This window comes from Actinoallomurus liliacearum (assembly GCF_039542035.1).
GTDB classification, from domain to species: domain Bacteria; phylum Actinomycetota; class Actinomycetes; order Streptosporangiales; family Streptosporangiaceae; genus Actinoallomurus; species Actinoallomurus liliacearum.
Genome location: NZ_BAABHJ010000020.1, coordinates 249668 through 265959, shown reverse-complemented (window position 1 = coordinate 265959; position 16292 = coordinate 249668). Strand labels below are relative to the sequence as shown.

At 72.3% G+C, this 16292-nt stretch carries 15 protein-coding genes; 11 read left to right on the top strand and 4 right to left on the bottom strand.

All coding sequences use genetic code 11. The features are described 5' to 3' along the window. Positions 1-5 precede the first annotated feature (5 nt). The 8 genes from ABD978_RS27085 to ABD978_RS27050 are packed head-to-tail and all read left to right on the top strand — an operon-like array spanning position 6 to position 8180. Positions 6-1052, top strand: a complete 1047-nt coding sequence (locus ABD978_RS27085) for a sugar ABC transporter substrate-binding protein (RefSeq protein WP_345360415.1) — start codon at positions 6-8, stop codon at positions 1050-1052. Beyond that, the gene (locus ABD978_RS27080; protein ID WP_345360412.1) at positions 1049-2581 is read left to right on the top strand and encodes a sugar ABC transporter ATP-binding protein; all 1533 of its coding nucleotides are present in this window, start codon (positions 1049-1051) and stop codon (positions 2579-2581) included. The genes ABD978_RS27085 and ABD978_RS27080 overlap by 4 nt, the downstream gene beginning before the upstream one ends. Beyond that, positions 2574-3587 (top strand): ABC transporter permease, encoded by a 1014-nt coding sequence (locus tag ABD978_RS27075; RefSeq protein WP_345360409.1) that lies wholly within the window; start codon positions 2574-2576, stop codon positions 3585-3587. The genes ABD978_RS27080 and ABD978_RS27075 overlap by 8 nt, the downstream gene beginning before the upstream one ends. Before the next feature lie 2 nt (positions 3588-3589). Then, positions 3590-4507, top strand: coding sequence for an aldo/keto reductase (locus tag ABD978_RS27070; RefSeq protein ID WP_345360406.1), 918 nt, complete (start codon positions 3590-3592; stop codon positions 4505-4507). Further along, the gene (locus ABD978_RS27065) at positions 4504-5373 is read left to right on the top strand and encodes an amidohydrolase family protein (protein WP_345360403.1); all 870 of its coding nucleotides are present in this window, start codon (positions 4504-4506) and stop codon (positions 5371-5373) included. Before ABD978_RS27070 ends, ABD978_RS27065 begins: the two co-directional genes overlap by 4 nt. Before the next feature lie 5 nt (positions 5374-5378). After that, positions 5379-6083, top strand: a complete 705-nt coding sequence (locus ABD978_RS27060; RefSeq protein ID WP_345360400.1) for a (Fe-S)-binding protein — start codon at positions 5379-5381, stop codon at positions 6081-6083. 55 nt (positions 6084-6138) lie between these two features. Then, a complete protein-coding gene (locus ABD978_RS27055) occupies positions 6139-7560 on the top strand; it encodes a lactate utilization protein B (RefSeq protein ID WP_345360397.1) in 1422 nt (473 codons plus the stop codon). Further along, a complete protein-coding gene (locus ABD978_RS27050) occupies positions 7557-8180 on the top strand; it encodes a LutC/YkgG family protein (protein ID WP_345360394.1) in 624 nt (207 codons plus the stop codon). The genes ABD978_RS27055 and ABD978_RS27050 overlap by 4 nt, the downstream gene beginning before the upstream one ends. 78 nt (positions 8181-8258) lie before the next feature. On the opposite strand, the gene ABD978_RS27045 is transcribed toward ABD978_RS27050, so the two are convergent. Then, positions 8259-10322, bottom strand: a complete 2064-nt coding sequence (locus tag ABD978_RS27045) for a cellulose binding domain-containing protein (protein ID WP_345360391.1) — start codon at positions 10320-10322, stop codon at positions 8259-8261. 361 nt (positions 10323-10683) lie between these two features. Between ABD978_RS27045 and ABD978_RS27040 the strand changes: the two genes are divergently transcribed. After that, the gene (locus tag ABD978_RS27040) at positions 10684-11991 is read left to right on the top strand and encodes an extracellular catalytic domain type 1 short-chain-length polyhydroxyalkanoate depolymerase (protein WP_345360388.1); all 1308 of its coding nucleotides are present in this window, start codon (positions 10684-10686) and stop codon (positions 11989-11991) included. A 180-nt stretch (positions 11992-12171) separates the two neighbouring features. Here the strand turns inward: ABD978_RS27040 and ABD978_RS27035 are convergent, their stop codons facing one another. Further along, entirely contained in the window at positions 12172-12966 is a 795-nt protein-coding gene (locus tag ABD978_RS27035) for a DUF4253 domain-containing protein (RefSeq protein ID WP_345360385.1), read from the bottom strand. Positions 12967-13043: 77 nt separating this feature from the next. After that, positions 13044-13403, bottom strand: coding sequence for a nucleotide pyrophosphohydrolase (locus ABD978_RS27030; protein ID WP_345360382.1), 360 nt, complete (start codon positions 13401-13403; stop codon positions 13044-13046). A gap of 159 nt (positions 13404-13562) precedes the next feature. On the opposite strand from ABD978_RS27030, the gene ABD978_RS27025 reads away from it, so the two are divergent. Together ABD978_RS27025 and ABD978_RS27020 are read left to right on the top strand one after the other, a co-directional pair. Continuing rightward, the gene (locus tag ABD978_RS27025) at positions 13563-14234 is read left to right on the top strand and encodes a GOLPH3/VPS74 family protein (RefSeq protein ID WP_345360379.1); all 672 of its coding nucleotides are present in this window, start codon (positions 13563-13565) and stop codon (positions 14232-14234) included. 57 nt (positions 14235-14291) lie between these two features. Then, the gene (locus tag ABD978_RS27020; RefSeq protein WP_345360376.1) at positions 14292-15488 is read left to right on the top strand and encodes a TIGR02679 family protein; all 1197 of its coding nucleotides are present in this window, start codon (positions 14292-14294) and stop codon (positions 15486-15488) included. Positions 15489-15628: 140 nt separating this feature from the next. Here the strand turns inward: ABD978_RS27020 and ABD978_RS27015 are convergent, their stop codons facing one another. Then, the gene (locus ABD978_RS27015; protein ID WP_345360373.1) at positions 15629-16291 is read right to left on the bottom strand and encodes a hypothetical protein; all 663 of its coding nucleotides are present in this window, start codon (positions 16289-16291) and stop codon (positions 15629-15631) included. Position 16292: the final 1 nt, after the last annotated feature.

The following is a 16292-nucleotide window of genomic DNA, read 5'->3' as shown; positions in this document are numbered from 1 at the left end:
ACGCGATGAAGCGAGAGGTGCTCGCGGCGGGTGCCGCGGTCGCGGCGGCCGCGGCGCTGGTCACCGGGTGCAAGAGCGGCAGCGGCGGCTCGTCCGGCGGCAGCGTCGTCGGAGTCGACTACCCCCGGTCGGACTCCGACTTCTGGAATTCCTACATCAAGTACGTCCCGCAGTTCGGCAGGCAGGACGGCCTGGACCTCAAGACCACCAACTCCGAGAACGACATCGCCAAGCTGACCGCGAACGTGCAGGCCCTCATCGGGCAGGGCGTGAAGGGCGTCGCGCTCGCCCCGCAGGACACCGCGGCGGTGGCGCCGACGCTGGACCAGCTGAAGCAGAAGAAGATCCCGGTGGTCACCGTCGACACGCGCCCCGACAAGGGCGACGTCTACATGGTGGTCCGCGCCGACAACCGCGCGTACGGCGAGAAGGCCTGCAAGTTCCTCGGCGACACGCTCAAGGGCAAGGGCAAGCTCGCCATGCTGGAGGGCGACCTGGCCTCCATCAACGGCCGGGACCGCACCGAGGCGTTCAACCAGTGCATGTCCCAGAACTACCCGGGGATCAAGGTCATCGGCCTGCCCACCGAGTGGAAGGGCGACGTCGCGGCCAACAAGCTGCAGACCACGATCGCCGCGAACCCGGACCTGAACGGGATCTACATGCAGGCCGGCGGCGTCTTCCTCGCCCCGACCCTGAACGTCCTGAAGCAGAAGGGCATGCTCGTCCCGCCGGGGAGCCCGAAGCACGTCACGATCGTGTCCAACGACGGCATCCCCGAGGAGCTGAAGGCGATCGCGGCGGGGCAGATCGACGCCACCGTCTCCCAGCCGGCCGACCTGTACGCCAAGTACGCGCTGTACTACGTCAAGGCCGCCATCGACGGCAAGAAGTTCGCCCCGGGTAGGACCGACCACGACTCGACGATCATCGCGCCGCGGCCCGGCCTGCTCGAGGACCAGCTCCCCGCGCCGCTGGTCACCAAGGACGGCACCTACGCGGGCTCGCTCAAGGCGTCGGACCCGCAGCTATGGGGCAACCAGGTCAAATGAGCCTCTCCGCCAGCGCCGCGGCCGGCGTCCGGCCGGTCGCGGCGGCCCACAGGATCAGCAAGCGGTTCGGTGTGACCGTCGCGCTCGACGACGTGTCCCTCGCCGTGGGCGACGGTGAGATCCACGCCCTCGTCGGCCGCAACGGCGCCGGGAAGTCCACGCTCGTGTCGGTGCTCACCGGTCTCGTCCCCCCGGACTCCGGAACGGTCGAGTTCGGCGGCGAACCGGCCCCATCCCTCGCGGACCGCGAGGCGTGGCGGCGGCGGGTCGCCTGCGTCTACCAGAAGCTCACGATCATCCCGTCCCTGTCCGTGGCCGAGAACCTCTTCTTGAACAGGCAGGGCTTGAACAGGCAGGGCCGTGGCCTGATCTCCTGGGGCTCGCTGCGCCGCCGCGCCCGCGAGCTGCTGGACACCTGGGAGGTCGACGTCGACGTGCGGGCGCCGGCCGAACGCCTCACCGTCGAGCAGCGGCAGCTCGTGGAGATCGCGCGGGCGCTGTCGCACGGGTCGCGGTTCATCATCCTCGACGAGCCGACCGCCCAGCTCGACGGCCAGGCGATCGAGCGGCTGTTCGCCCGGATGCGCTCCCTGCGGGAGTCCGGGGTGACGTTCCTGTTCATCAGCCACCACCTCGACGAGGTGTACGAGGTCTGCGACACCGTCAGCGTGATGCGCGACGCCCGGCACATCGTGACCTCCCCGGTGGCGGAGCTGGGCAAGGAGGCGCTGGTCACCGCGATGACCGGCGAGGCCACCGGGCTCATCGACCTCGGCGCCGGCCGGCCCGCGCCGGCGCGCGACGCCGCGCCCGCGCTGACCGTCACCGGTCTCGGCACGCCGGGCGTCTTCGAGGACGTGTCGCTGACCGTGGCGCCCGGCGAGATCGTCGGGCTGGCCGGGGCCGGCGGCTCCGGCAAGATGGCCGTCGGCGAGTCGATCGTCGGCCTGCGCCGGGCGGCCCGCGGAACGGTCGCGATCGGCGGTACGACGCCCCGCCCCGGCAGCGTACCGGCCGCGCTGCGGGCCGGCCTCGGCTTCGTTCCGCAGGACCGGCACAAGGAGGGCCTGGTCCCCGGCCTGTCCATCGCCGAGAACGCCACGCTGACCGTCCCCGAGCGGCTGGGCCGGTTCGGGATCGTCGGGCCGCGGCGGCGCGACGAACTCGGCGCCAAGGCCATCGCCGACCTGGACATCAAGGCGGCCGGGCCGGAGCAGCCGGTGTCCGCGCTGTCCGGCGGCAACCAGCAGAAGGTCGTCATGGCCCGCGCGCTCGCGGGCGACCCCGGCGTGCTGGTGCTCCTGCAGCCCACCGCGGGGGTCGACGTCAAGGCCAAGGAGACGCTGCTCGGCACGGCCGTCGCGGCGGCCGCCGACGGCACGGGCGTGCTGGTCATCTCCGACGACCTCGACGACCTCCGCCCCTGCGACCGGGTGATCGTCCTGTTCAAGGGCGCCGTCGTCGCCGAGCTGCCGAGTGGCTGGGACGACCACGAACTGATCGCCGCGATGGAGGGCATCCGTGACTGAGACACACACGGCCATGGCCGCGCCGGCCCGCGGCCGGACCACCGCGCCACGGCTGGCACGCCTGCGCGACCTCACGCTGGTACCGGCGATCGTCGTGATCGTCATCGTCGGTTACCTGGTCAACCCGGTGTTCCTGCACTGGGACAACCTGGTCAACGTGCTGCAGCAGCAGTCGGAGATCTCGCTGCTCGTGCTGGCCGAGGCGCTCGTCCTCATCTGCGGGCGGATGGACCTGTCACTGGAGTCGACGTTCGGCCTCGCCCCGGGGGTCGCGGCCTGGCTCGTGCTCGCGCCCGGCATCACGCACGGCACCGGCTGGCTGCCGGGCGCCTGGTCGATCCCGGTCACGCTCGCCGCCGGCGCCGTCATCGGCTGGATCAACGGCCTGCTGATCGTGCGGTTCCGCCTGAACGGCTTCATCGTCACGCTGGGCATGCTGATCGTGCTGCGCGGCCTGCTGAAGGGCATCAGCGGCGGCAAGACGTTCTTCAACCTGCCGTCGTCCATGGTCTACCTGGGCAACGCCGTCTGGCTCGGCCTGCCCGCGTCGATCTGGATCTGCCTGATCCTGTACGCCCTGGCCATCGCGGTGACCGGCTACACCCGCTTCGGCCGGTCGCTGTACGCCATCGGCGGCAACGCCGACGCGGCCCGCGCCGCGGGCATCCGCGTCGACCGGGTGCTGTGGGGCACGCTCGTGCTGGCGAGCCTCCTCGCGGCTCTCGGCGGCCTGCTGCTCACCGGCCGGCTCGCCTCCGTGGCGGCCAGCCAGGGCAACGGCGCGATCTTCACGGTGTTCGCGGCGGCGGTCATCGGGGGCGTCTCGCTCAACGGAGGCAAGGGCACGATCTTCGGCGCCTTCACCGGCATCCTGCTGCTGTACCTGATCCAGAACGTGCTCACGCTGGCCGGCGTTCCGGGGCAGTGGCTCGACGCGCTCAACGGTGCGATCATCCTCATCGCGCTGATCATCAGCCGGATCACGTCGGGTCAGGCACAGGAGTAGCCGTGGAACGCCGCAGACTCGGAAGGTCGCCCGTCGAGGTGACGACGCTGTCGTTCGGCGGCGCGGCGATCGGCGGGCTCTACGCCCCGGTGTCCGCCGCCGACGCCACCGCGGCCGTACGCCGCGCGCAGGAGCGCGGCATCGGGTACTTCGACACCGCGCCGCACTACGGCGCCGGGCGTGGCGAACGCCGCATGGGCGCCGCCCTGACCGGTGAGTACGTCCTGTCGACCAAGGTCGGGCGGCTCCTCGTCCCCCTCGGACCAGGGGAGCCGTCCGAGTCGGAGGGGTTCGCCGACCCGCCGCCGTACAAGCGGGTCTGGGACTGGAGCGCCGACGGCGTCCGCCGGTCCCTGGAGGAGTCGCTGAAACGCCTCGGCGTCGACCGGGTGGACGTCGTCTACCTGCACGACCCGGACGACCACGAGGAGGAGGTGTACACGACGGCGTACCCGGCGCTGGCCGCGCTCCGAGACGAGGGAGTGGTCGGCGCGATCGGCGCCGGGATGAACCAGACCCCCATGCTCACCCGGTTCGTCGAACGCCTCGACCTGGACGTCGTGCTGTGCGCCGGCCGGTACACCCTCCTCGACCGGTCGGCCGAGGAGGACCTGCTGCCCGCCTGCGCCCGGCGCGGCACCTCGGTCGTCGCCGGCGGCGTCTACAACTCCGGGCTGCTGGCCGGCGGCACCACCTACGACTACGCGCCGGCCCCGCCCGAGCTGCGGGAGCGCGCCGCCCGGCTGGAGCGGATCTGCGCCGAACACGGCGTGCCGCTGCGCGCGGCGGCGCTGCGGTTCCCGCTCCGGCACCCGGCGGTGGCGAGCGTCCTCGTCGGCTGCCGCAGCGCGGCCGAGGTCGACGACAACGGCGACCTGTTCGAGCGGGAGATCCCCGAGGCGCTCTGGGAGGCACTTTGACCGAGCCGGCGCTGGTCGACGCGCACCACCACCTGTGGGACACCGGCGTCCGCGACTACCCCTGGATGGACGGCCCGTGGGCCGACCCCCTCCGCGGCCGGTTCGACGCGGCCCGCTACACCGGGCCGGCCAGGGCGTACGGCGTGCGGGACTCGATCGTCGTGCAGGCGCTGCACGACGTCGGCGAGACGTACGACCTGCTCGCGGCGGCGGCCGACCCGGTCGAGCTCGACCACGGGGACGAGCCGGGCCCGGTCGCGGGCGTCGTCGGCTGGGTGGACCTCGCCGCGCCGGACGTGGCGGACCGGATCGCCGAGGTGCGGCGGAGCCCGTCCGGCGGGCTGCTCGTCGGCGTCCGCCACCAGGTCCAGGACGAGCCGGACCCCGAGTGGCTGCTGCGGCCCGACGTCGTACGCGGTGTCGAGGCGGTCGGGGCCGCCGGGCTGGTGTACGACGTGCTGGTCCGGCCACCGCAGGCCATGGCCGCCCTGGAGATCATGCGCCGGCTGCCGGAGGTGTCGTTCGTCCTCGACCACGCCGGCAAGCCCGACATCGCCGGCGGCGCCTGGGAACCGTGGGCGGGCTGGATCACGTCCCTTTCCGCGCTGCCCAACGTGGCGGTCAAGCTGTCCGGCCTCGTCACCGAGGCGGCTCCCGGCTGGAAGCCCGCCGACATCCTGCCGTACGCCCGCCACGTACTGGACTCCTTCGGCGCCGACCGCGTCATGTACGGCTCCGACTGGCCGGTCTGCACGCTCGCCGCGTCGTACGAGCAGGTCCTCGACCTCGCCCGGGAGGCGGTGCCGGCCGGCGACCGGGACGCCGTGTTCGGCGCAACGGCCCGCCGCGTGTACGGACTAAGTTGAGTGTCATGCGGGTCGCACTGTTCGTCACCTGCGTTAACGACACGCTCTTCCCCGGCACCGGGAAGGCGACCGTCCGGCTGCTGGAACGGCTCGGCTGCACGGTCGACTTCCCGATCGAGCAGACCTGTTGCGGGCAGATGCACTTCAACACCGGCTACCGCGACGACGCCCGGCCGCTGGCCCGCCGCTTCACCGCGACGTTCGACGGCTACGACGCGGTCGTGGTGCCGTCCGGATCGTGCGCCGCGATGGTCCGCGAGTGGTACCCCTCGCTCGGCGTCACGCCGCCCGAGGGCGTGTACGAGCTGTCGGAGTTCCTGGTCGACGTGCTCAAGGTCACCGACGTCGGCGCGTACTTCCCGCACACGGTGACCTACCACCCGACCTGCCACTCGCTCCGGTCGCTCAAGGTGGGCTCACGGCCTTTCGACCTGCTGTCCCACGTGCGCGGGCTCACCCTCGTACCGCTGGGCGGCGCCGAGGAGTGCTGCGGGTTCGGCGGCACCTTCGCACTCAAGAACCCCGCCGTGTCCGCCGCCATGTGCGCCGACAAGGTCCGCAACGTCCTGGACACCGGCGCCGAGGTGCTCTGCGCCGCCGACAACTCCTGCCTCATGCACATCGGCGGCTCGCTGACCCGCCAGCGCACGGGCGTCCGCGTCCTCCACCTCGCCCAGATCCTCGCCTCGACCGAAGGAGATCCGGCATGAGCGAGCGGATCATCAACACGGCGTCTCTGGTCACTCCTCCGACGAAGGAGGACACATGACGGCCACGTTCGTGGGGATGCCGGCCTTCCCCGAAGCGGCGGCGCGGGCGGTCGGCGACGCGCAGCTGCGCCACAACCTGCGCAAGGCCACCCACACGATCCGCGCCAGGCGCGCGGCCGTCGTCGGGGAGCTGCCCGACTGGGCCGAGCTGCGCGCCGCGGGCGCGGCGATCAAGGACCGTACGCTCCGGCACCTCGACGTCTACCTGGAACGGCTGGAGTCCGCGGTCACGGCCGCCGGCGGCCACGTGCACTGGGCCGAGGACGCCGACGAGGCCGACCGGATCGTCGTCGACCTGGTCCGGGCGACCGGCGAGACCGAGGTCGTCAAGGTCAAGTCGATGGCCACCCAGGAGCTCGAGCTGAACTCCGCGCTGGCCGCCGCCGGCATCCGCGCGTACGAGACCGACCTCGCCGAGCTGATCGTGCAGCTCGGCGACGACCTGCCCTCGCACATCCTGGTCCCGGCGATCCACCGCAACCGCGCGGAGATCCGGAAGATCTTCAGCGACCGGATGGCCTCCTGGGGCCGCCCCGCCCCCGAGGGCCTGAAGGACGATCCCCGTGCCCTCGCCGAGGCCGCCCGGCTGCACCTGCGCGAGCGGTTCCTCGGCGCGAAGGTCGGCATCTCCGGCGCCAACTTCGCGGTCGCCGAGACCGGCACCCTCGTCGTCCTCGAGTCCGAGGGGAACGGCCGGATGTGCGTGACGCTGCCCGAGACGCTGATCTCGGTGGTCGGCATCGAGAAGATCGTGCCGACCTGGCGGGACCTCGAGGTGTTCATGCAGCTGCTGCCCCGCTCGTCGACCGGGGAGCGGATGAACCCGTACACCTCGATGTGGACCGGCGCGACGGAGGGCCAGGAGTTCCACCTGGTCCTCGTCGACAACGGCCGTACGTCGGTGCTGGCCGACCGGGTCGGCCGCCAGGCGCTGCGCTGCATCCGCTGCTCGGCCTGCCTGAACGTCTGTCCCGTGTACGAGCGGACGGGCGGCCACGCGTACGGCTCGGTGTACCCCGGGCCGATCGGCGCGATCCTCACTCCCCAGCTGCGCGGTCTCACCGGGCCGCTGGAGGAGTCGCTGCCGTACGCCTCGACGCTGTGCGGCGCGTGCTACGAGGTCTGCCCGGTCGCGATCAACATCCCCGAGGTCCTGCTCGACCTGCGCGCCAAGGTGGTGACGAAGGGCCACCACCGCGTGGAGCGCCTCGTGATGGGCGCCGCCCGTCGCGTCCTGGCCGACCCGAGGTGGCTGGCCGTGGCCCAGCGTTCGGCCGGCCGGCTGCGCCGCTGGACCCCGCGCCGCCTGCCCGGACCGCTGGCGGCGTGGTCGGACACCCGCGAGGTGCCCGTACCGCCCCGCGAGTCGTTCCGGGAGTGGTGGGCGCGGCGGGCGAGCGAGGAGGGGGATCGATGAGCTCCCGGGACCGGATCCTGGCCCGCGTCCGGGCGGCGCTCGCCGACGTCCCCCGTACGGAGGCGCCGGAGGACGTCGAGGTGCCGCGCGCGTACGACCGTGATCGGTCCGGCCCGGACGTCGTCGAGCTGCTGGTCGACCGCCTCGTCGACTACAGGGCGGTCGTGCACGAGGTCGCCGACGTGGCGGCGGCGGTCGCGGACGCGCTGCGGAGGCACGGCGCCCGCCGGGTCGTCGCGCCCGCCGGCGTCCCCGCCGAGTGGTTCGGCGACGCGGAGACGGTCCGGGACGACCCGGCCCTGTCCGCGGCCGACCTCGACGCCCTGGACGGCGTGGTCACCGGCTGCGCGGTCGCCATCGCCGAGACCGGCACGATCGTCCTGGACGGCGCCGCGGACCAGGGCCGCCGCGCGCTCACCCTGATCCCCGACTACCACCTGTGCGTCGTCCGGCGAGAGCAGATCGTCCGCACCGTCCCCGAGGCGCTCGAACGCCTCGACCCGTCCCGCCCGCAGACCTGGATCAGCGGCCCGTCCGCGACGAGCGACATCGAGTTGAACCGCGTGGAAGGCGTCCACGGCCCCCGCACCCTGGAGGTCCTCATCGCTCCGGCGCGGTAGGCGGTGGCAGGAACGATGATCACCGGCGTCTGCTGCGCCTCCTTGCTCAGCGGGCGCCAGTGATCAGCGGTTCCACGGTCACTCGGTCGCCGTGCAGACCGTCCCGTTCAGGCGGAATACCCCCGGGAGGATGTTCGGGCCGGTGTACGCGCCGACGAAGCCGATGTTCACGGTGGCGCCGGCGGCCAGCCTCCCGTTCGAGTCGAGGCTGGTGGCCTTGACGTCCCGGCCGTCCTGGGTCCAGGTGGCGTTCCAGCCGCTGCTCAGCTGCTGCCAGCCGGTCGGCCAGGTGAACGTCAGGGTCCAGCCGTCGATCGGGTCGGGACCGTTGTTCGTGACGTCCACGCCGGCGACGTAGCCACTGGCCCAGTCGTTCTGGTCGGTGAAGCGGACGGTGCAGGCGCTGCTCGCCGGGCTGCCGGTGGTGAACGTGAGCGGCGGCGAGGCCCAGGACACCTTCCCTGCGGTGTCGCGGGCGAGGACGTTCACCGTGTACCGGGTGCCGGGGTCGAGGTTGCGGACCGTGAGCGAGGTGCCGGCGGTCTCACCGAGCTCCTCGCTGATCGCGCCGTTCTGCCGGTACACCTCGTACTTGGCGACCGGGTGGGCGCCCGCGGCGGCCGCCGGCCAGGAGATCGTCGCGGACCGGTCGGTGACCGCCGAGGCGGTCGGCCGCGCGGGCGTCGCGGGCGCTCCCGCGGGCGTGCTCGCCGGGTGCAGCACGAGCGTGGTCAGCGAGTACGGCGGCAGGGTCTGGCTCGTCGCGCTGCCGGTCTGCGCCGAGTGGACGGCGGTGTCGCCGTTCCCGAACGAGTACACGGTCGGCGCCGCGTCGGCGGGGGTGTAGCCGGCGTAGTCGATGCTCACCGGGTGCGCGTTGTCCGGGTCCTTGTTCACCAGCAGCACCGCGAGGTCCCCGTTCGGGCGGCGCGCGGCGTGCGCGGTGACCAGGGCCTGGTCGGTGCCGGCCCGGACGAACTGGTCGCCGGGGCGGGCGAAGTCGTTCATCATGGACAGGCCGTGGTACGGGGCGAACGGCGTGTTGAGCGGCGGCTCGCAGGAGGCCCCGTCGGACGTGCAGCCCCCGCTGGAGAGCATGCCGAAGTCGCCGTAGTCGGTCTGGCCGGCCACCGTGGAGACCGTGCCGATCCCGTTGTGGACGTTCCACCAGTCGACCGTGAAGACGCCGTTCGCGAGCAGCCCGCTGTACGCGTCGGCCAGGAAGAGCGCGGCCGGCTGGGTGTCCTCGCCCACGCCCACATTGGTCTCGGTGAGGCTGATGCCGATGCGGCCGGCGCCGTCCCCGGCGTACCGGGCGATCTGCCGCCGCAGCAGGTACATGGCGTCGTCGATCTGCCCCGGCTTGGCCAGGGACTCGCCGGCCGTGGTGCCGCCCGGGTACCAGTGCACGTCCACGAAGTCGATCTTCGATCCGGCGATCGAGAGCACGGTCTGGTTCCAGTTCGCCGAGTCACCGCCGCCGACCACCGCGTCCGGCCAGTTCGCCGGCATGGTGAGCACGGCACCGACCTTGATCGTGGGGTCGACCGCCTTCATCGCGTCGGCGTACGCGACGACGCCGCCGGCGTACGCGGACGGGCTCTTGTCGGCGTGGTCGTCGGCCTCCCAGCCGGATCCGTAGTGGCCGTTCCCGTAGTTCTCGTTGCCGATCGTCCAGTACTTCGCGCCGTACCCCTTGGTCACGTTGGCGTACCGGACCCAGTCGGCCGCCTCCTCGGGCGTCCCGGTGCCGTAGTTGGCGATGACCATCGGCTGCGCGCCGACCCGCCGTACGGAGGCCATGAAGGTGTCGAAGTCGGTGTTCGGGGCGACGTAGCCGCCTGGCGCGGTGTTGGTCTTCCAGTGGTAGATGTCCCCGTACGAACCGCCCGGATACCGGATCATCCGCACGCCGGCCGCCTGCAACCGGTCCGACACCGCGGTCGTGCCGAGTTCGGCGTCCCAGACCGCGTCATTGACGCCCAGCCCGGTCGCGGGCATGGTCGCCAGTCCCGCTCGCGCGTTCACGGTGACGTTCACGGGTGGGTCGGCGGCGCGGGCGCCCGCCGAGGCGGGCCCGGCGGATGAGACGGCCGCGACGAACGCGGTCAGCGCCGCGGCGACGGCGGGACGGAGGCGCATCAGTGATCCAATCGCCGGTGATCAAAGTCGCCTCATGCTGAGATTCCGCCCCAGACGTGTCAACGGACCTCGACGGCGTCGCGGACCGGTCCGCCGGGGCGCCGTCGCGGAACCGGGGAATCCGGCCTGGTACGGGGCCGAGAGCTCCCGCGGCCGCCGCGTCCGGCAGGCCGGGTCCGGCCCGCGAGGCATGAAACTTTCGCGCGGGCGGCCAGGTCGGGGCCGCCTCTCCGCCCGTGGCGTTGACCGGTACGGCGGACGGTTCCTAGCGTTCGGCCCGTCCGGGACACCGGGCGGATTCCATTCAGTTCAGGGCCGTCCCACCCGGCCCGCCGCATCGTGAGGAGGACCGATCGCGGTCATGAAGCTGAGAAAGAAGGCTCTGGCGCCACTGCTCGCGACACTGATCGCGGCACTGCTGGCCACGGTGGGCGGCCTCACGTCGATGCGCCGGGCGTCGGCCGCGTCGCTCACCGAGGTGACCGGCTTCGGCACCAACCCGACCGGCCTGCGCATGTACGAGTACGTGCCGGCCAACGTGACGGCCCACCCGGCGATCCTCGTCGCCGTGCACTACTGCACCGGTTCAGGACCGGCGATGTACTCCGGGACGGAGTTCGCCTCACTGGCGGACCGTTACGGCTTCATCGTGGTGTACCCCTCGGCCACCCGGAGCGGTTCGTGCTTCGACGTGTCGACGCCGGGCGCGTTGACCCACAACGGCAACAGTGACCCGGTGGGCATCGTGTCGATGGTCCAGTGGGAGGAGCAGCACCGGAACGGCGACGCGGGCCGCGTGTACGTCACCGGCATCTCCTCCGGGGCGATGATGACGAACGTGCTGCTCGGCGACTACCCCGACGTGTTCAAGGCCGGCGCGGCGTTCGCCGGGGTGCCGTTCGGCTGTTTCGCCACCACCGACGGGTCGATGTGGAACAGCGCGTGCGCGAACGGGCAGATCAGCAAGACGCCGCAGCAGTGGGGCGACCTCGTCCGCGCCGCCTATCCGGGTTACACGGGGGCACGCCCTCGCATGGAGGTCTGGCACGGCACGGCCGACGGCACGCTGAACTACAACAACTTCGGCGAGGAGATCAAGGAGTGGACCAACGTGCTCGGCGTCAGCCAGACACCGAGTTACACCGACCACCCGCAGTCGTCGTGGACCCGCACGCGTTACGGAGGAACGGGCACCACCGCGCCGGTCGAGGGCATCAGCGTTCAGGGCGCCGGCCACGGTGTCTACCAGACCGGGATGGGGGAGCTGGCCCTGCGGTTCATGGGTCTGATCGGCGACGGCTCGACGCCGACCCCCACGCCGACCCCGACCCCGACTCCGCCGGGCGGGTCGGGTCCCTGCGCGGTCAGTGACACGGTGAGCGCCTGGAACACCGGCCTGACCGAGAGCATCACCATCAAGAACACCGGCGGCTCGACGATCAACGGCTGGTCCCTGGCCTTCACCCTGCCCGGCGGCCAGACGATCACCTCCGGCTGGAACGCCGCCTTCACCGGTTCGAGCGGCCAGGTGACCGCGACGAACGTCTCCTACAACGGCTCCCTGGCACCGGGCGCGTCGACGAGCTTCGGCTTCCAGGCCACCCACACCGGCGACACCGCCAAGCCGCCGGCCTTCACCCTCAACGGATCCGCCTGCACGGTCTCCTGACCGGAGGCCCCGAGAACGGCTGATCCCTGGCGCTCGCCGAGCGGAGACACAGGGCGACCGCCAGGGATCGGCACTGTCCGCCGACACGAACTGGCCGGAACCTGATCGCTGGTGTTCGCTGCGCCAAGAGAGCAGCAGGTGCCAGGGATCAGCGGCCGGACTTCGCCCCGGCGACGCCGTTCAGTCCCACCAGAAGGACCAAGAGGTCTCGTCGATGAGATCCTCGGCGTACGCATCGAGGTCACCACAGCCCTGCCAGATGTTGTCGGGGCAGAAGGCGAGGTGCTCGGCGGCCACCTGGCGGGCGTGCTCCGGCGTCTTCGGGGGCGCCGCCACGGACACATGGAGCGTGTCGAAGCCGACGGACACGACCTGGACACCGAACCGCTCCTCCCAGGAACGAAGGACGGCCGAGATCTCCTGGGTGTGATTCGTATGGTTCATCGGTCCCTGCCAGCCGCACATGGTGATCGTGTCCGCGCCACGTGCCGCAGGGACCAGGCCGAGCAGCCAGGAGCGCTGGGACGCGCCCAGGGATTCCGCGAACTCGGTCGCCGTGTCCGGGTCCGGATCCGCGCCCGGAGGCGCCAGCCCGGGCCAGGGGCCCGACGGCTTCGGATCCTCGGTGTCCTCGGCGGGCTCCGCGACCACCGAGTCCCAGAATCGGCGGAGCACACCCTCCGCGGCCAGCATGTCGATGGCGCCGACGGGCAACGGCGGATCGAGCTCCCCGTCGTGCCACGGCCGGCCGGGGTCACGCCGAAAGGTGGCGAGGAGCAGCGGGTAGAGGCCGGTCCGCTCGTGCAGCGCGAACAGCCTGGCCCAGTGCGCCCCGGCGTCGGCCAGCGGCTCGTCCGACACCCAGAGGACGGGACCGGTCGGCCCGCTCGGCGGTCTGAAGCTCTGCTGTGGTGTCACCAGGCGACCGGCGGGCAGCCCGTCGGGGAGGTCGTTGAACGGCGATTCGCGGCGCATGCCCCGAAGTTAGCGGCGGGCTCCGACGTTCCTCGGCGATCAGGAGACGGGGCGCACGGCCGACGCGATCTTCGGTCTCATTGGAGGGGCGGGGCCTTGCGGGCGGAGCCGCGGTAGGTGTCGGCGTCGTAGCGGCGTTCGCCCTCGTCGAGTTTGGCGTGCGCGGCCTCGATCAGGTCGACGCCGAGCACGTCGGCCAGCCGGACCAGGTAGACCGCCACGTCGGCCAGCTCCGAGCGCATCCGCCCCGCCGCCTCCGGATCCCGCATCACCCGAGCCGACTCCTCGGGGGTCAGCCACTGCAGCTCGGCCAGCAGCTCGCCGACCTCACCGGCCAGCGCCATGGCGAGGTTCTTCGGAGTGTGGAACTGCTCCCAGTCGCGTGCGGCGGCGAAGTCCCGCAGCCGATCCGCCAGGTCTTCCAGTGCCGTCGTCACCAGCCCACCGTACGAGGTCCGCGACGGCCCGGGTTCGCCACGAGGCGTACGGCACGGAACTCGATCCGGCCCTGTCTCGTCCTACCGACATGGCGGTGATCTTTCGCCGGGTGGGTAGGGGACCGGCCGGATCGCCCTCGAGACGGTGAGGTGGACGACGTGCGACTGACACTGGCCGATGAGCTTCTGCTGCTGGCGCTGCGCGAGGAGGACGGCAGCGCCCTGATCGGGTCCGCCGAGCTGGACTGCGGTGTGGCCGGCGCGTTGCTGGCGGAGCTGGCGCTCGCCGAGCGCGTGCAGCTCGTTGACGGGCGCGTCGTCGCGGCCGACCAGTCCCCGCTCGGCGACCCGGACCTCGACGGTCTCTTGGCGAGCATCACGGCGGACGGCAAACCCCGTAAGGCCGAGCAGTGGGTGAGCAGGACGCGCCGGGATGAGATCCGGAAGCGGCGCCTGGGCCGCCTCGCGGCGATCGGGATCCTGGAGGAACGGGAGCACAAGTTCCTCTTCTTCAAGCACACCAGCTACCCGGAGCGCGATCCGGGGCCCGAACAGGAGCTCCGCGCCCGGCTCCGCGCGGTGTTGGACGGCGCTCCGGCAGACGAACGGTCCGGCGCCCTGCTCGCGATCGTCCATGCCTGCCGTCTCGACCGGAAGGCGTTCCCGGACGTCGACGGGAAGGTCCTGCGCGGGCGCGTCAGGGAGATCACCGAGGAGCAGTGGGCGGGGCGGGCCGTGGCGAAGGTCATCGCGTCGATCCACGCGGCGGTGATGGCCGCGACGTCCGCCGCGGTCATCGCGAGCAACGCGGCCACCATGTCCAGCGGCTGAGCGGCTCGGAGGAGCGGCGCCGGTCCGGAGGGCGAGACACGGGGCAGACTCACCCTCATGAAGGAGCTCGCCGAGCTGCGGGTCGCGGAGTGGCAGCGGTTGCTCGCCGCGGCGCGACGCAGGCTGGAACGGACCGGCGGGGAGCCGGTGGGCTCCATCGGGCTGACCGACCCCTCTGACGCCGAGCGCCGGATCGTCGACCTGATCACCGACCGGTACCACGACGGGTCCAGGGCCCGCCGTGTCACCGTCTCCCTGGGCGAACTCGACCGCATGCTGCGCCGGGCGTACGGCACCGGCCTGCTGGCCGCGCTGGCCCGGATCGACGCGCCGGAACGAACGGCGGGGATGGTCGCCGCGCTGCAGGCCGCGTTGCGGGGCCGGCACGCGGGCGAGGGGTGGTACTCGGCGTGGCTCGGCCAGGTCTCGCGGGACGGAACCGCCGCCCGGCTCGTACGGCAGGGGCAGGGCGACCTCCTGGCGCGGGCCGCGGCCGTACTGGACCGGCTGCCCGCCAGGGACGTGCCGCTCCCCGTGCTCGCGGAATGGGCGACCGGTGACGCGACGGCGCTGTACGCCACTCCGCTGGCCGACCTGGTGCTGTGGGCGCTGCGGCTCTGGCAGGGGGCGTCGCCGCCGTCCGACCGCGCGGCCGAGCGCAGGATCTGGAACGACGCGGGCGTCCTCGTCGACGACCTGACCAGTCAGGTCCTGGTCCTCAACCTGCGCGTGGCCGAAGAGCACACGGTCGCCCGGTGGCTGGATGAGGCGGCGGCCGCGGGGATGCCGTTCCGGGCCACGCTGCAGCAGCTGATGAGCGGTCCGCTGACGCCGCAGGCGCGGGAGATCTTCGTGTGCCAGAGCCCGGCGGTGGTCCGCGCGGCGGCCGCCCGGATGGGCGCGCGGTGTGCCGCGCTCGTGTGCACGGAGGGCCGGGCGTCCGTGGCCTGCCGCCGCCTCCTCACCGCGGCGGCGGTCGCCGGGGCGCGGATCCGGTGGCACGGCGACTTCGACTGGGCGGCCCTGCGCATGACGGCCGCGGCCGTTCACCGGTACGCCGCCCTGCCGTGGCGCATGGGCGCCGAGGACTACCTGGAGGCCGTGCGGACCGCCCGCGATCCGCTGCGCGGCGCCCGTGCCGCCACCCCCTGGGACGAACGTCTCTCGGTGGAGATGGCCAGGGCGGGATACGCGGTCCGCGAGGACCGCCTCGTCTCCGTGCTCCTCGAAGACCTCGAGCCGGGCACCCTCTAGGTCCGGAGTCCCGGTTCGGATGGGGACCGCAGACTCTAGTCGGGACGGCCCGAAAAACCCATTCTTGGTACAGGGTCTTCGGCCACGGTTCGAAGACAGAGGGCCGCGTCGGTCCGGCGACGCGGCCCTCTTCTCATGCCTCAGCCCTCATCGAGGGAGCCCTCCCAGGCCCACGCCAGGGCGCGGGGGAGACCCCAGTGCCCGAGCGGGGTGAGGCGCCGGTGCTCGTCCAGCGCGCCGACGGCCTCCCAGACGGGCACGATCAGCTCGAAGCCCTGCTCGACCGGTTCGCGGTCGTCCGGGTCGTAGGAGCCCTCGATCTCCGGGCAGCGGTCCGCGTACGAGAACAGGTCCTCCGGCCAGGCCCGGGCGCCGACGCCGGCTCTTGCCAGGCCGATCACCGCCCCCGCCCAGTCGGCGTGCTGCAGGGTCATCAGCGCGCTCTCCTCGTGGGTGCCGAGCCCGGACTCGCCGTTCATGGCGATCAGCGCCCCGGCGGCCTGCGTCCACAGGATCTCGTCGTCGGCGGGCGGCTGCCCGCGCCAGCCGGCGGCCGCGGCCAGATGGCGATAGGGCCACTCCTTGAGCCCGCCACGGATGTTTTCGGCGGCCGGGCGCAGGTGCTCGGCGGGAACTGCGGTGGCCACCACCTCGGGCAGTGCGTCCCGGAGGATCTCCACCGCCGCACGGTCGGCCTCCTGCCACTCACGCAGGAACTCGTCCGCATCGAATTCGAGGAGGTCGTCGTACCCCTCCACCTCGCTCGTCGGGAGCCGTGTGACGTTGTCGTCCTTGTCGCTCACG

What these genes read in the sequence shown, in the direction of transcription:
- ABD978_RS27085 (WP_345360415.1), top strand. Translation starts at nt 6, where the DNA reads ATGAAGCGAGAGGTGCTCGCGGCGGGTGCCGCGGTCGCGGCGGCCGCG.
- ABD978_RS27080 (WP_345360412.1), top strand. Translation starts at nt 1,049, where the DNA reads ATGAGCCTCTCCGCCAGCGCCGCGGCCGGCGTCCGGCCGGTCGCGGCG.
- ABD978_RS27060 (WP_345360400.1), top strand. Translation starts at nt 5,379, where the DNA reads ATGCGGGTCGCACTGTTCGTCACCTGCGTTAACGACACGCTCTTCCCC.
- ABD978_RS27055 (WP_345360397.1), top strand. Translation starts at nt 6,139, where the DNA reads ATGACGGCCACGTTCGTGGGGATGCCGGCCTTCCCCGAAGCGGCGGCG.
- ABD978_RS27050 (WP_345360394.1), top strand. Translation starts at nt 7,557, where the DNA reads ATGAGCTCCCGGGACCGGATCCTGGCCCGCGTCCGGGCGGCGCTCGCC.
- ABD978_RS27045 (WP_345360391.1), bottom strand. Translation starts at nt 10,322, where the DNA reads ATGCGCCTCCGTCCCGCCGTCGCCGCGGCGCTGACCGCGTTCGTCGCG.
- ABD978_RS27040 (WP_345360388.1), top strand. Translation starts at nt 10,684, where the DNA reads ATGAAGCTGAGAAAGAAGGCTCTGGCGCCACTGCTCGCGACACTGATC.
- ABD978_RS27035 (WP_345360385.1), bottom strand. Translation starts at nt 12,966, where the DNA reads ATGCGCCGCGAATCGCCGTTCAACGACCTCCCCGACGGGCTGCCCGCC.
- ABD978_RS27020 (WP_345360376.1), top strand. Translation starts at nt 14,292, where the DNA reads ATGAAGGAGCTCGCCGAGCTGCGGGTCGCGGAGTGGCAGCGGTTGCTC.